Source organism: Brevibacterium sp. (assembly GCF_031179145.1).
Taxonomy (GTDB): Bacteria; Actinomycetota; Actinomycetes; order Actinomycetales; family Brevibacteriaceae; genus Brevibacterium.
This window is the reverse complement of the sequence record NZ_JAPSIB010000013.1, coordinates 104,669-118,483: the sequence shown is the minus strand read 5'-3', so window position 1 is coordinate 118,483 and position 13,815 is coordinate 104,669. Positions and strand designations below refer to the sequence as shown.

Genomic DNA, 13,815 nt, shown 5'->3' with positions numbered 1-13,815 from the left:
ACGCGTGTCCTGGATTCCTGGCGGCAACACCCCCCGGATCATCAATAACAGGGCAAAATAGCCATACCAGGACCAGCGACCAGACCCCACCATGGGGCCTACCAATGAATATAGGGGCACCCCCCCGAGAGAAGGACATCCATGACCGTTGTCCCACCGGCGAACGATGCCGAAGAGCCTGCGCCCTACGGCGGCCCGACTCCGCCCGAGGCGATCGCGACCTCCGCGTCCGAGAGTCTGAGGACTCCTGCATCGAGCGGAGCGGCGGCTGCGCCTCGGCGCAGGATCCGCACGCTCGACCTCATCCGGGCGAAGGCCGAGGGCAGGCGCTGGGCGATGCTGACGAGCTACGACCAGTACACCGCCGCCATCTTCGAGGGCGCCGGGGTCGAAGCCCTGCTTGTCGGCGATTCGGCGGCGAACAACGTTTACGGTTACGAGACCACCCTGCCGGTCACCGTCGATGAGCTCATTCCGCTTGCGCGCGCGGTCACCCGGGCGACAACGCGGACGCTGGTCGTCGCCGATCTGCCCTTCGGCAGCTATGAGATCTCCGACGAGCAGGCAGTCGCGACCGCGGTGCGCTTCATGAAGGAGGCCCAGGTCCACGCCGTCAAACTCGAGGGTGGACGGCAGGTCGCCTCCCGGATCTCGGCGATCACCGCGGCGGGGATCCCGGTCATGGCCCACATCGGCTTCACCCCCCAGTCCGAGCACAACCTCGGCGGCTACCGGGTCCAGGGCCGCGGGGACGCGGCGGACTCGCTGCTCGCCGATGCCCGGGCCGTCGCCGAGGCGGGGGCGTTCTCCGTGGTGATGGAGATGGTGCCCGCCGGGCTCGCAGCCCAGGTGACCGCGGAGCTGGCGATCCCGACAGTGGGGATCGGGGCCGGGGCCGACTGTGACGCCCAGGTCCTCGTCTGGCAGGACATGGCAGGTCTGCGGCCGGGGGCGGCGCCGCGATTCGTCAAGCGCTACGCCGACCTGCATTCCGTCCTGTCTGCGGCGGTCGGTGAATACGTCGCCGAGGTCAGAAGCGGCGAATTCCCCGAGCCCGAGAGGAGCTTCCGCTGATGGACGTCGGCGGAATTCAGGCACTGAGAGCTTGGCGGGCCGCACAGACGGGCACTGTAGCTCTGGTGCCGACGATGGGCGCTCTCCATTCGGGGCACCGGGCCCTCATGGCGCGGGCCCGTGCCTCCGCGGATGTGGTGGTTGCCAGCATCTTCGTCAACCCGCTGCAGTTCGGTGCGGACGAGGACTTCGTCCGGTACCCGCGGCCGTTCAGCGCGGACCTCGCCGCCTGCGGGGAGGCTGGAGTCGACTTCGTCTTCGCGCCGGCGTTGGGGGAGATGTACCCGTCGGCGCCAGAGGTGCGAGTATCGTCGGGACGGATGGGCGAGGTCTTCGAAGGGGCATCGCGACCCGGCCACTTCGACGGTGTGCTGACGGTGGTGGCGAAGCTGTTCAACCTCATCGCGCCGCACCAGGCCGTCTTCGGGCTCAAGGACATCCAGCAGTTCTGCCTGGTCCAGCGTATGATTGCCGATCTCGACTTCGGCATCGAGCTGATCGGTCTGCCCGTCGTCCGCGACGCCGACGGGCTGGCGATGTCGAGCCGGAACCAGTACTTGGATGCTGCGGAGAGGCAGTGTGCGCTCGCGATTCCGCATGCCCTGCAGGCCGCGACCGCGGTCGCCGAGCAGGGCTCGCGCCCGGAGGCGATCGAAGCCGCGGCGCGCGAGGTGCTCGACTCCGCCCACGGTCTCGAGCTCGATTACCTCAGCCTTGTCGAGGCGGCGACGTTCCGTCCCTGCCCGCCGGACTTCTGCGGCTCGACGCTGCTGCTCGTGTCCGCGAATGTCGGGGGCACGCACCTCATCGACAATGCTCCGATTGAGCTGTAGTCCGCTGGACAATGCGGAGAATTGACCCATTTCTCCACCGTGACGAATGATCTGCCGATATTCATCTCCTCATCGGATCGACTTTTCAGGATTCCGATCTCAATTGGTTGTTATCGAATCGTGACCTGTTTATGAAAGAACTGATAAGACGCTGAAACATATACATGAGTGTATTCCCTGCGACGCGCCGAAGTATTCATTTCACGAGATCAAATGGGGTGGAGCCCTTGTTCTGAGATTTGGTTCTCAATAGACTCCAGACCACAGGGCGGCGCAGACGCCATTGTCTGCGTGCCCCAGTCGAAGGAGATACTGTTATGAATATAGGCGGCTCCGACTTGTGGTCGGTCCTCTTCAAAGTGCTTCTGGCAATCGCCATTCTCATTGTCACGTGGATCGTGGCGGCGATCGTCAAATGGGCAGTCGGAAAATTGGTCAACAAGGTTCCCGCTCTGCAGCGCAGTGGGAATGATGGACAGCAGATAGGGAAATCCATCGGACAGATCGCCGCACTGATCGTGTGGCTGTTCGGTCTTGTCGCCGTTCTCCAGCTCTTCAATCTCGACCAGGTCCTCTCGCCTCTGCAGGGGCTGCTGGGTGGAATATTCGGATTCCTGCCGAACCTCATCGGCGCCGGGTTCATCTTCTTCATCGGCTACGTCTTCGCGAAGATCGCCAAGCAGCTGGTGCAGACGGCTCTCAACACAGTGGACCTGAGCAGGCTGACGTCGAAGTTCCGTTCGCTCGGAGACCGCGCCGTAGGAGTCGGCGAACAGCCCGGCGCCGCACCTCGGACCGCGCAGCAGGGGCATGTCGCCGAGCCGGTGCCCGGCCACGGTCACCCGGGACAGCCGGTGCCCGGCCAGGGACATTCCGGGGCGGCCCCATACGGGCAGCATGCCGGACCTCCTCCCGCATCCGAGGCGAACGCCAAGATCTCCTCGCTGGCGGGCAACCTGGTCTTCGGTGTGATCATCATCGTCGTCGCGATCGCCGCGCTTCAGGTCCTCGGCATCGAGGCCATCTCGAGGCCGGCTCAGCAGATGCTCGAACTCTTCCTCAATGCGATCCCGGCGATCATCGCGGCTCTGGTCCTCCTGGCGATCGGCTTCGCCATCGCCAAGTTCCTCGGCACCCTGCTCGAGCAGATCCTCCAGGGGCTGGGCACTGATCGTGCGATCGGTGAGCTGGGAATCGTTCCCGAGGGAACCACCGCGTCCGGCGTGATCACGAAGATCGTCCAGATCGCGATCATGATCTTCTTCGCGATCATGGCCGCCCGGATGCTCGGATTCCCCGAGATCACCAACATCCTCAACGAGATCCTCGAACTCGGCGGCAATGTGCTCTTCGGCGCCGTGATCATCGCCGCAGGATTCCTGCTCGCCTCGCTCATCGGCAAGTTCATCACGAACAACCTGGCGAGCAAGGTGCTGCGGTACTCGACCATCGGACTGTTCATCGCGATGGGTCTGCAGTACATGGGGCTGGCGGATTCGATCGTCAACCTCGCCTTCGGCGCAGTCGTCGTCGGCGGAGCCCTGGCGGCGGCGCTGGCCTTCGGGCTCGGCGGTCGCGAGGCCGCAGCGAAGATGCTGAACAAGGTCGACGTCGACAAGGTCGCCGAGGCGGCGAACGAGTCCGCCGAGGAAGCCGCTGAGGAAGCGAAGGCCAGGACCGCAGCGCACTCCGCTGCGACCTCTCCGACGACACCGCCTCCGGCAGGCGCTGCGCCGACGATGCCACCGCCTTCGGACGACGGTCCGCGCCGGCGTCCCTGATGGGGGAGGACAGTACAGAATTGCCCTGTCTGCGAGTCATCAGGCGCAGATAGGCGCAGAGACGGAGGCACCGCAGGTGCTGCTCCGGGAACCGCGGGCCAGAAGTCATTTCGACCCCGACATCGTCGGGCAGATGTGGCTCCTGGCCCGCGGTCTGTCGTGGCAGGAAGTGCTGCGTGGGGCGTGGCTGGGAGTGTTGCGTGGGGCGTGGCAGGAAGTGCTGAATGGGGACTGCGCGGGGAAAGCTGCCGAGAGCTACACGGGGATTGCGGCGACGGTTATGCCCATCACGATGAGCACGCCTGCGGAGATCGCTTCGATGAAGAAGTCCGTGCTCCGTCGCGCCAACGCGGCTGCGGCATATCCGGCAACGAGAGCCAGGACCAGCTGATAGGCCAGAAGCAGACCGACGACGATCGCGATGAGCAGGGCGTAGTCGGTGCCCGTGGGGGAGGCGGGGACGAGCGTCGGCATGACCGCGAGGAAGAACAGACCGGCCTTGGGGTTGCTCAGCGAGGAGATGAGTCCCCGCCGGTAAGAGATGAGCGAGCGCAGCTGACCCCACGAGGTCTTAGCCCGCTCGGCAGCTGTCTCGGAGACCTCCTCGCCGGAACTCACCTGCTCCGCAACCAGGTCGTCGATCGCCTCGGACCGCGCAGCCTCGTGGCCCAGGGATATGCCGCCGCGCAGCTCGGCACGGATTCTCAGCGCCTGACGGGCGGCCATCAGCCCGAGGAAGCACAGATACAGGCCACCGACGAGTTTGAGGACGACCAGGGCCGAAGGGTAGGCGCGAAGCAGCGCCGACACCCCGGTGAGGGCGGCGATCATCCAGATCGTCATGCCGGTCGCAGAACCCAGCGAATAGATGAGCCCGGCCTTCCGGCGCAGCGCCGAGAGCCGGACGGTGAGGATCGTCTCGGGCCCCGGGGTCACCGCCAGCACGGTCGCAGCGCCCGCGATCGTGGCGAGTTCGGGTCCGGTCATGATGCTCCTCCAAAAGGTTCGACTGACATCGATTGTCCGGCAGTCGAGCACAGAACCACACATTGGGAACAGCAACTGTTTCTGAACAACCATCAGGCAACGCCGAATGATCATCGGCTACGCTGAGATCATGTGGGATCTGCACCGACTGCGCATCTGGCGAGCCGTCGTCGCCACCGGCTCCGTGGTCGCGGCCGCCAAGAGTCTCAATTACACGCCCGCTACCGTCAGCCAGCACATCACGACCCTGCAGAAGGTCGTCGGCGCACCCCTCTATCGCCGGTCAGGTCGAGGAATCGAGATCACGGAGCTCGGCAAACGCCTCGCCGAGGAATCGGCCGACGTCTTCACCGGCCTGGGCAGGCTCGACTCGCTCATCGACAGTCATCGCACCGTGAACCGGCCACGGATGCGCATCGCCGCCTTCACCTCGTTCAACGCCCGACTGCTCCCGGATATCATCGGGCCCGTGGCAGGGGAGCACCCCGATCTGCGCTTCGACATCCAGCTCAATGAGCCGGCGAAGGTCCGTCGCAGCCACTGCACGGTCGAGGTCCGCAACGAGGTTCCACAGGAGGGGGAGACGTCGCTGCCGGGAATGACGCGGACGGTGCTCTTCGACGACGACTACCGGGTCGTCGTCTCGAAGCACCACGAATACGCGGGCCGCTCCTCCGTGCCGTTCAAGGACCTCGAGAATCAGCGCTGGGTCGACTACGACCTGTGGTCGGGACCGACGAGCAAAGTCGTCGACCTCGCCTGCGCGGCGGCCGGTATCACCCCGCGGACCTTCGCCGCTTCGGAAGACGAGTTCGCTGCGCTCGCCCTCGTCGCCGCGAACCTCGCGATCACCGTCCTGCCCGGGCTTTCGGCAGCCCAGCTCCCGCACGGTCTGGTCGCCGTCGACCTCACCGACCCGGTGCCGCTGCGTCGGGTCGTCATGCATGTGCGCGACCGCGAGGCTCATCTTCCGCATGTGCGCGCCTTCGTCACCGCCGCCGAGACGGTCGTCGCCGACTACCTCGGACGCTGAGCCCGACCGCCGAGGGGGAGGGCTCCGCCCGCCGATGGGGAGACCGCACGTTCCTCATAGTGGGCTGAGATTCCTGTGTGGGTGCCGTGGGATAGCCTGTACGGGTGAGTTCAGAAATCGAAATCGGCAAAGGCAAGCGCGGTCGTCGCGGGTACTCACTCGACGACATCGCCATCATTCCGGCTCGGCGCACCAGGGACCCGGAAGACGTGTCCCTGAGCTGGCAGATCGACGCCTATCACTTCGACCTGCCCTTCATCGGCGCCCCCATGGACTCGGCGATGTCGCCGGAGACCGTGATCGCGCTGGGCCGGCACGGAGGACTCGGAGTCCTCGACCTCGAAGGCCTGTGGACCCGCTATGAGGATCCCACTCCGCTGCTCGCCGAGATCGCCCAGCTGCCTTCGGAGATGGCCACTGCCCGGATGCAGGAGCTCTACTCCGCCCCGATCCAGGCCGAGCTCATCACCGCCCGGCTCGAGCAGATCCGCGCGGCCGGTGTCACCGTCGCCGGCGCCCTGACCCCGCAGCGGACCCAGCAGTTCTACAAGACGGTCGTCGACGCCGGTGTCGACATCTTCGTCATCCGTGGCACCACGGTCTCCGCCGAACACGTCTCGTCCCAGGCGGAGCCGCTCAACCTCAAGCAGTTCATCTACGAACTCGACGTGCCGGTCATCGTGGGCGGTGCGGCCACCTACACGGCGGCGCTGCACCTGATGCGCACCGGCGCCGCCGGCGTCCTCGTCGGCTTCGGCGGAGGGGCCGCCGCCACCACGCGAAAGACTCTGGGCATCCACGCCCCGATGGCCACCGCCATCGCCGACGTCCACGCAGCGCGCCGCGACTACATGGATGAATCCGGGGGCCGCTACGTCCATGTCATCGCCGACGGCGGCCTGGGCAAGAGCGGTGACATCGTCAAGGCCTTCGGCGTCGGAGCCGATGCCGTCATGCTCGGCACCGCCCTGGCCCGGGCGACCGAGGCCCCCGGCCGCGGCATGCACTGGGGCGCCGAGGCGCACCACCCCGAACTGCCGCGCGGACACCGGGTGGAACTGGGAACCGTGGGCAGCCTCGAGCAGGTGCTGTTCGGCCCCGGACGCACCGCCATCGGTGAACTCAACCTCGCCGGCGCACTGCGCCGCGCACTGGCCACGACCGGTTACCTCGACCTCAAGGAATTCCAGCGCGTCGACATCACCGTCTCTCCCTACCAGCCGGGCTCGGGGGTCTGAACTGTTCCGTTTGGCGCTGACCCCCAAATGGCTGGGGTCCCTGCTGTTCGTGCTGCTGCTCGTCACCTGCTTCGTCGGGCTGTCGGCCTGGCAGGTCGACCGCGCACAGCACAAGAACGACGCCATCGATTCGCAGGACCTCGAAGTGGTCAAGCCCTTCAACGAGGTGATGGGTGCGCAGGTGCCGATGCCGGGGCTGCTCGCCGATCAGCGCGTGAGCCTGTCCGGGCACTGGCTGCCCGACGCGCAGATCGTCGTCCCAGGGCGGATCTTCGACGGGGACAGAGGATTCTGGGTCGTGACGATGTTCGCACCCGATGGCGCTCACCTCGGCGAGGGTGCCGATGCTGACACGCACGGCAAGACGATCGCGATCCCCGTCCTGCGCGGATTCACCACCGACGAGGACACCGCGATGAATTCGCGAGCCGAAGCCGGTGAAGTGCAGATGACGGCCCGGATCGGCCCCGTCGAGGGGCCGGTACCCGCCAACGATCTGCCCGAGGGCCAGGTCCACACGGTGTCGACCTCGCAGCTGATCAACCTGTTCCCAGGCCTGCTCACCTACTCCGGCTTCCTCATCCCGGAGACCGCCGGCGGCGCCACCTCGGTCGGCACCGACGGGCTCACCGCCGTGCCCCCGACCACCACCCGCGCCGAGGGCGGATTCGATCTGCAGTCGGGCGTCTATGCGGTCGAATGGCTGATCTTCGCAGCGATGGCGCTCTACATGTGGTGGCAGCTGCTGCGCGACGACTACCTGCGCAGGCGCCTCGAGCGCGGCGACTCTCAGGATCCTGCGAACAGGAGAGAGTACGTTGTCGTCAAACCGGCGGGCCAGGGCAGGATCGACCCCGAGGTGATGGCGGGACTGACGGGACTGCCCGCCCACAAGCACGGTGCCAAGCGCAGTGCCCGCCGAGGAGACCGCGACATCTCGACCACCACCGACGACACCCCGACCGAAGGAAGCTGAGCGTGAACCACGAACCCGAGTCCTTGGATTCCCGCCCCGATTTCGACGACAGCAGTGTGTGGAGTGTCAAACGCTTCACCTCGGCTCGCAATGCCGTGAAGTTCTACCGGGTGATGGCGATCATCACCGGTGTGATGCTTCTCATCCTCACCGTCGAGATGATCTACAAGTACCTCATCGCCGCCGACCCCTCGACGGCGCTGATGCTCGGCGGATTCGACCTGGCCGCTGCGATCGCCATCTGCCACGGCTGGTGCTACGTCGTCTACCTCATCGGCTGCTTCTGGCTCAACCAGCAGATGCGCTGGTCACTGGGCCGGTACATCGTCCTGGCATTGGCCGGCGTGGTGCCGGTGATGTCGTTCATCCTCGAGCGCCGGATCACCCACCAGGTCGAGGCTGAACTCGAAGCGGCCGTCGTCGTCGCCCCGAAGACCGACTGACGGCCGGCAAAGGCCGACCGGCAGACCCTCCGCTCGAGGTCCATCCAGGGCGCCGCGGCGCAGTCGGCTCTGCTCGCGCCCTTCCGCCCGGTGACTCGCACGTCATGGTCGATGATTAGAATTGATCCATGACGCAAACCCAGAGCACACAGGTCCCTCCTGTCCTCGTGGTCGACTTCGGTGCGCAGTACGCGCAGCTGATCGCCCGGCGGATTCGCGAGGCCGGACTGTATTCCGAGATCATCGCCCACGACGCCCCGGCGTCCGACTTCGCCGCCAAGAAGCCGGTCGCGATCGTGCTCTCGGGCGGACCCTCGAGCGTCAACGACGAAGGTGCCCCGAGCTTCGATGAGAAGGTGTTCGACCTCGGCGTTCCGACGATGGGGATCTGCTACGGATTCCAGCTGATGTCGACCAGCCTCGGTGGCCGCGTGGCCAAGACCGACAAGCGCGAATACGGGTCGACCCCACTCGCCGTCAGCGACTCCGGTTCCCTGCTCGAGGGCACCCCCGCCAACTACAAGGTGTGGATGTCCCATGGGGACTCCGTCACCGAGGCGCCCGCCGACTTCGACGTCCTCGCCTCGACCCCGGACACCCCGGTCGCGGCCTTCGAATGCCCGGACCGCGGATTCGCCGGAGTGCAGTGGCACCCCGAGGTCCTCCACTCCGAGAACGGACAGAGGATCCTGGAGAACTTCCTCTACAAGGTGGCTGGGCTCGAAGCCGACTGGACGAACGAATCGGTCATCGACGAACAGGTCGAACTCATCCGCTCCCGCGTCGGGGACAAGAAAGTCATCTGCGCCCTGTCGGGCGGAGTGGACTCCTCGGTCGCCGCCGCCCTCGTCCACAAGGCCATCGGCGATCAGCTCACCTGCGTCTTCGTCGACCACGGTCTGCTGCGTCAGGGTGAGCGCGAACAGGTCGAGACGGACTACGTCAACTCGATCGGTGTGCGCCTGGTGACCATCGACGCCCGCGAACGGTTCCTGTCCGAACTCGCCGGCGTCACCGACCCCGAGACCAAGCGCAAGATCATCGGCCGCGAATTCATCCGCACCTTCGAATCCGCCGCTGCCGATCTCGTGCTCGAGGCCAAGGACGAGGGGGAGGAGATCGGGTTCCTCGTCCAGGGCACCCTCTACCCGGATGTCGTCGAATCCGGCGGCGGTTCCGGCACCGCGAACATCAAGAGCCACCACAATGTCGGCGGCCTGCCCGATGACCTCACCTTCGAGCTCATCGAACCTCTGCGCGCCCTGTTCAAGGACGAGGTCCGCGCGATCGGCCGCGAGCTCGGCGTCCCCGATGCCATCGTCTCCCGACAGCCGTTCCCCGGTCCCGGCCTGGGCATCCGCATCATCGGTGAGGTGACCGAGGAGCGTCTCGACGTCCTCCGTCGCGCCGACGCCATCGCCCGCGAGGAACTGACCAAGGCAGGCCTCGACGAAGAGATCTGGCAGTGCCCGGTCGTCCTCCTCGCCGATGTCCGCTCCGTCGGTGTGCAGGGCGACGGCCGCACCTACGGCCATCCCGTCGTGCTGCGACCCGTCTCCAGCGAGGACGCGATGACCGCCGACTGGACGCGCGTTCCCTACGACACCCTGGCCGTGATCTCCAACCGGATCACCAACGAGGTCGACGAGATCAACCGCGTCGTCCTCGACGTCACCTCCAAGCCCCCGGGCACCATCGAGTGGGAGTGAGCTGGGGCGTCGTCGGCTGAGGTTGTGCTCGTGTCGTCGGCGGACGTTGTGTCGTCTGCGGACGCCGTCTCGATGGGGGCTTCATCAGAGAGTCGCCGAGGTTTCTGTACCCCGTCGACAACTCCTGAACACTGTTCAGTTATGGTTGGCAGTACCCGATCCGGGTACTGCCAACCAATGGAGAACTCATGACTCACGCGCTCACTGACACCCCCACCTCGGCGATGCGATCGAGCAGGGCCGCCGACGTCGCCCTCATCGCCGTGTTCGCCGCGCTGCTCGCGGCACTGGCGATGATGCCTCCCATCCCGGTCGGTCCGGTGGGTGTGCCGATCACCCTGCAGACCTTCGGTGTCGCCCTGTGCGGGCTCGTCCTCGGACCCTGGAGGGGTGCCGCGGCCACTCTGCTCTACGTGTCCCTCGGTCTGCTCGGACTGCCGATCTTCTCGGGCATGCGCGGCGGCATCGGCGTGCTCGCCGGTCCCAGCGCCGGCTACATCCTCTCGTTCACGCTCTACGCCCTGGCCGCCGGCTTCGTCGCCCGCTGGGCCATCCGCCGGTTCCGCGGCCGCAAGCTCGGCGTCGCCCTGTTCGCCGGTTCCCTGGGCGCGAGCATCCTGCTCAACCACCCGCTGGGCATCCTCGGGATGTCGATCAACGGCGGGCTGCCGCTGGGCGGAGCCTTCATCGCCGACCTCGCGTACTGGCCCGGTGACATCCTCAAGAACATCCTCGCGGCCTCCGTCGCCGTGATCATCCACCGTGGGTTCCCGGACATTCTCCGCCGCCGAGGTGCGCGACCCCTTATGTCGACCGCTTCGGTCGCCGGCCCGGCCGCTGGGACCGCGTCGACCACCGCGTCGACGAACGGTGAAGGCGGCCAGGGGCAGTGAGCTTCCCCCGGCTCTTCGGCAGGCGCACGGCCTCGGCACCGGCACCCGCCGCGACGATGACGCCTGCGGCAGACCGGCCGGGGGCAGTGTCGATGGCCGAAGGCAAGGCCACAGCAGGTGCTGCCGCCTCTGCTCTGCGGGAGATCCGCTTCGCCGATGTCTGCGTCGGGGTGCTCGACGACACGGCCGAGGGCGAAGTCATCCGCGCGATCCTCTCCGACGTGACCTTCACCCTGGCCGAGGACCGGGTCGTCTTCCTCGGCGCCAACGGATCGGGGAAGTCCACTCTGCTGCAGCTGTTCAACGGGCTCGTCACAGCGAACTCGGGCCAGGTGCACATCGACGGCATGAACCCCGTCGCAGCACCGGCTCAGGTGCGCTCCCGGGTTGGGTTCGTGTTCACGGATCCTGCGGCGCAGCTCGTCATGCCGACGCCGATCGAGGACATCGAACTGTCCCTGCGCAAGCGGGTGCCGAAGGCCGAGCGACGAGCGGCGGCGCTGACGGTGCTCGAGGAGCTGGGGATCGCCGACCTCGCCGACCGCAGCGTCTACGAGCTCTCGGGCGGTCAGCGGCAGCTCGTCGCGCTGGCGGCCGTGCTCGCGGTCGACCCGCAGATCCTCGTGCTCGATGAACCGACCACGCTCCTCGACCTGCGCAATCGGGAGAAGCTGCGCACTCTCCTCGGCGAGGTCGTCACCCGTCGCGGGGTGAGAGTGATCTTCTCCACCCACGACCTCGAGTTCGCGACCCTGGCCGACCGGGCGCTGGTCGTCGACGGAGGGCGGATCGTCCACGACTCGGCCCCTGCCGAGGCTGTCGAGGCCTACCGTGCCCTGATCATGAGCGAGTCGACATGAGCCGGCGGCCCGGCATCCGGCCACGGCTGCAGCTCTTCGGGAAGCTCGCCCCCGGATCCGGGTGGCTGCACCGCACCCCCGCCTGGGCAAAGCTACTCGTCATCGCCGTGGTCGGGATCGTCGCGCTCATCTTCCGCGACGCGACCGTCAACTGGTCGATGTTCGCGGCGCTGGTGGTGCTCGGATTCAGTGCCCGGCTGAGCCTGCGTCATTTCCTCCTCACCTGGCTCTATGCCGGGGTTCTCGTCGCATTCGTGTTGGGGATGCAGTTCCTCTTCGGCACCTTCGCCGCCGGGATCACCGTCGCCGGCACGGTATTCGCGTGCGTTCAGGCGGCACTTCTGCTGACGCTGACGACGACTGTCCCGCAGCTCCTCGACGCCTTCACCACGGTCGTCTCGCCGCTGCGCCTCGTCGGTGCGAACCCGGACACGATCGCGCTGACCGCGAGTCTGATGGTGCGCGCGATCTCCCACATCTCCGGCCTGCTGGGCGAAGGCGACCGAGCGGCTCGCGCCAGAGGGCTGGAGACGAGTCTGCAGGCCCGGGTCGTCCCGGCGATCCTGCGCTCGGTGAAGTACGCCCAGGACACGGGGCGGGCCCTCGACGCCCGCGGAATCGTCGACTGAATCTCGCCGCCCGCATTCCTCAGGCGTCCTGGGGAAGGCCCGGGTTCTGCGGGTTCTGGGGGAGCGCGACGATTCCGAAGCTGCGCCGGGTCACCTGCGGGCTCGGGTTCTCGATCGCCCGTGCATAGTGGCCGATGAGCTGGGAGCACACACTCTTCCAGCTGCGTCCCAGCACCTGCGCCCGACCGGCGGATCCGAAGGCCCGGCGCTTCGCCTCGTCGCCGAGGAGGTCGACGACATGACGGCGCATCTGCGCGAGGTCCTTCGGCGAGTAGAGCCACCCGGTCCGGGAGGAGTCGACGAGGTCGAGGGGACCGCCGCGGGCGGGGGCGATGACCGGAACCTCGGAGGCCATCGCCTCCTGGATGGTCTGGCAGAAGGTCTCCAACTCGCCGGGTGCGACCATGAGGTCGAAGCTCGCGACTGCCTGGGCCAGGGCCTCGCCGCCGAGGAATCCGGTGAAGTGCGCTTGCGGCAGGACGCGTTCGAGCCGGGTGCGCCACGGCCCGTCGCCGACGATGACGACCTTCGAGTTCGGCACGTCGGCGAGGACGGCGAGGTCCTCGACCTGCTTCTCGGCGGCCAGTCGCCCGACGAAGCCGATGATCTTCTCACCCCCGCCGGCCACGGACCGTCTCCACGCCTCCGAGCGGTGATCGGGGCCGAAGCGGGTCGAGTCGACGCCACGGGCCCACAGGTCCACCTCGGCGATGCCGAGATTCTGCAGCTGAGCGATCGTGTAGGTCGACGGCGCCAAGGTCAGCGAGGCATGCTGGTGGACGTTGCGCACATGCGTCCACAGCATCGCCTCGATCCCGTGCATCCCGTAGCGGGAGGCATAGGCGGGAACCTCGGTCTGATAGATGGCGACGGTCGGCAGCCCGAGGCCCTGCGCCGCGAGGACCCCACGCCAGCCGAGCACGAAGGGGCTCGCGAGATGGACCACGTCCGGGGCGAAGTCCTCGAGCAGACGCCGGATGCGAGTGACTCCGCCGGGGGCGACGCGGATGCGCCGGTACTTGGGCAGGGAGACCGAGGGGACCCGCACGATGCGCGCCCCGGCGACCTCCTTCGGCCCGTCGCGGCGAGTGCCGGGGGCGATGACGAGGACGTCGTCGCCCCGGTCGCGCAGGTGATCGAGGACCCGCAGCAGCGAGTGGGTGACCCCATTCATGTTGGGGAGGAAGGACTCTGCAATGATCGCTACTCTCACACCCCCAGTCGACGATGCCAGAGTGAAGAGCGGGCAACGCCCGGGCGACCGCACCGCGACGAAAAGCCGAAATCCGCCCTCGAGCCCGGGCGGCCATGACCCGGGGGTAACCTTTTCGCTCCCTGGGTGAACCCTGCGTAAACTAA

The 13,815-nt window shown here is 67.0% G+C and carries 13 protein-coding genes; 11 read left to right on the top strand and 2 right to left on the bottom strand.

Annotated elements, in window-relative coordinates; all coding sequences use genetic code 11:
- Positions 1 to 141: 141 nt before the first annotated feature.
- The 3 genes from panB (at position 142) to RIT73_RS11040 (ending at position 3,688) form a co-directional block, all read left to right on the top strand.
- Positions 142 to 1,074 (top strand): 3-methyl-2-oxobutanoate hydroxymethyltransferase, encoded by a 933-nt coding sequence (panB, locus tag RIT73_RS11050; protein ID WP_309132127.1) that lies wholly within the window; start codon positions 142 to 144, stop codon positions 1,072 to 1,074.
- Positions 1,074 to 1,907, top strand: coding sequence for a pantoate--beta-alanine ligase (panC, locus tag RIT73_RS11045; RefSeq protein ID WP_309132126.1), 834 nt, complete (start codon positions 1,074 to 1,076; stop codon positions 1,905 to 1,907). The genes panB and panC overlap by 1 nt, the downstream gene beginning before the upstream one ends.
- 317 nt (positions 1,908 to 2,224) lie before the next feature.
- The gene (locus RIT73_RS11040; RefSeq protein WP_309132125.1) at positions 2,225 to 3,688 is read left to right on the top strand and encodes a mechanosensitive ion channel; all 1,464 of its coding nucleotides are present in this window, start codon (positions 2,225 to 2,227) and stop codon (positions 3,686 to 3,688) included.
- Positions 3,689 to 3,943: 255 nt separating this feature from the next.
- Here the strand turns inward: RIT73_RS11040 and RIT73_RS11035 are convergent, their stop codons facing one another.
- Positions 3,944 to 4,675: a LysE family translocator gene (locus RIT73_RS11035; RefSeq protein WP_309132124.1), complete on the bottom strand. Its 732-nt coding sequence runs from the start codon at positions 4,673 to 4,675 to the stop codon at positions 3,944 to 3,946.
- 106 nt (positions 4,676 to 4,781) lie between these two features.
- Here RIT73_RS11035 and RIT73_RS11030 point away from each other — a divergent pair, with 106 nt between their 5' ends.
- The 8 genes from RIT73_RS11030 (at position 4,782) to RIT73_RS10995 (ending at position 12,456) form a co-directional block, all read left to right on the top strand.
- Complete coding sequence (locus tag RIT73_RS11030) at positions 4,782 to 5,708, top strand: LysR family transcriptional regulator (RefSeq protein ID WP_309132123.1); 927 nt, start codon at positions 4,782 to 4,784, stop codon at positions 5,706 to 5,708.
- Positions 5,709 to 5,812: 104 nt separating this feature from the next.
- Positions 5,813 to 6,946 carry a GuaB3 family IMP dehydrogenase-related protein gene (locus tag RIT73_RS11025; protein WP_309132122.1) on the top strand — a complete coding sequence of 378 codons (1,134 nt, stop codon included), beginning with the start codon at positions 5,813 to 5,815 and terminating at the stop codon, positions 6,944 to 6,946.
- A 10-nt stretch (positions 6,947 to 6,956) separates the two neighbouring features.
- Positions 6,957 to 7,922 carry an SURF1 family protein gene (locus RIT73_RS11020; RefSeq protein ID WP_309132121.1) on the top strand — a complete coding sequence of 322 codons (966 nt, stop codon included), beginning with the start codon at positions 6,957 to 6,959 and terminating at the stop codon, positions 7,920 to 7,922.
- A 2-nt stretch (positions 7,923 to 7,924) separates the two neighbouring features.
- A complete protein-coding gene (locus RIT73_RS11015) occupies positions 7,925 to 8,365 on the top strand; it encodes a DUF3817 domain-containing protein (RefSeq protein WP_309132120.1) in 441 nt (146 codons plus the stop codon).
- Between the two features lie 128 nt (positions 8,366 to 8,493).
- On the top strand, positions 8,494 to 10,074 hold the full coding sequence (guaA, locus tag RIT73_RS11010; RefSeq protein WP_309132119.1) for a glutamine-hydrolyzing GMP synthase: 1,581 nt from the start codon (positions 8,494 to 8,496) through the stop codon (positions 10,072 to 10,074).
- 188 nt (positions 10,075 to 10,262) lie between these two features.
- Positions 10,263 to 10,967 carry a biotin transporter BioY gene (locus RIT73_RS11005; protein WP_309132118.1) on the top strand — a complete coding sequence of 235 codons (705 nt, stop codon included), beginning with the start codon at positions 10,263 to 10,265 and terminating at the stop codon, positions 10,965 to 10,967.
- A gap of 92 nt (positions 10,968 to 11,059) precedes the next feature.
- The gene (locus RIT73_RS11000) at positions 11,060 to 11,827 is read left to right on the top strand and encodes an energy-coupling factor ABC transporter ATP-binding protein (RefSeq protein WP_375295002.1); all 768 of its coding nucleotides are present in this window, start codon (positions 11,060 to 11,062) and stop codon (positions 11,825 to 11,827) included.
- Positions 11,824 to 12,456, top strand: coding sequence for a CbiQ family ECF transporter T component (locus RIT73_RS10995; protein ID WP_309132116.1), 633 nt, complete (start codon positions 11,824 to 11,826; stop codon positions 12,454 to 12,456). Before RIT73_RS11000 ends, RIT73_RS10995 begins: the two co-directional genes overlap by 4 nt.
- A gap of 19 nt (positions 12,457 to 12,475) precedes the next feature.
- Here the strand turns inward: RIT73_RS10995 and RIT73_RS10990 are convergent, their stop codons facing one another.
- Positions 12,476 to 13,669, bottom strand: a complete 1,194-nt coding sequence (locus tag RIT73_RS10990) for a glycosyltransferase family 1 protein (RefSeq protein WP_309132115.1) — start codon at positions 13,667 to 13,669, stop codon at positions 12,476 to 12,478.
- Positions 13,670 to 13,815: the final 146 nt, after the last annotated feature.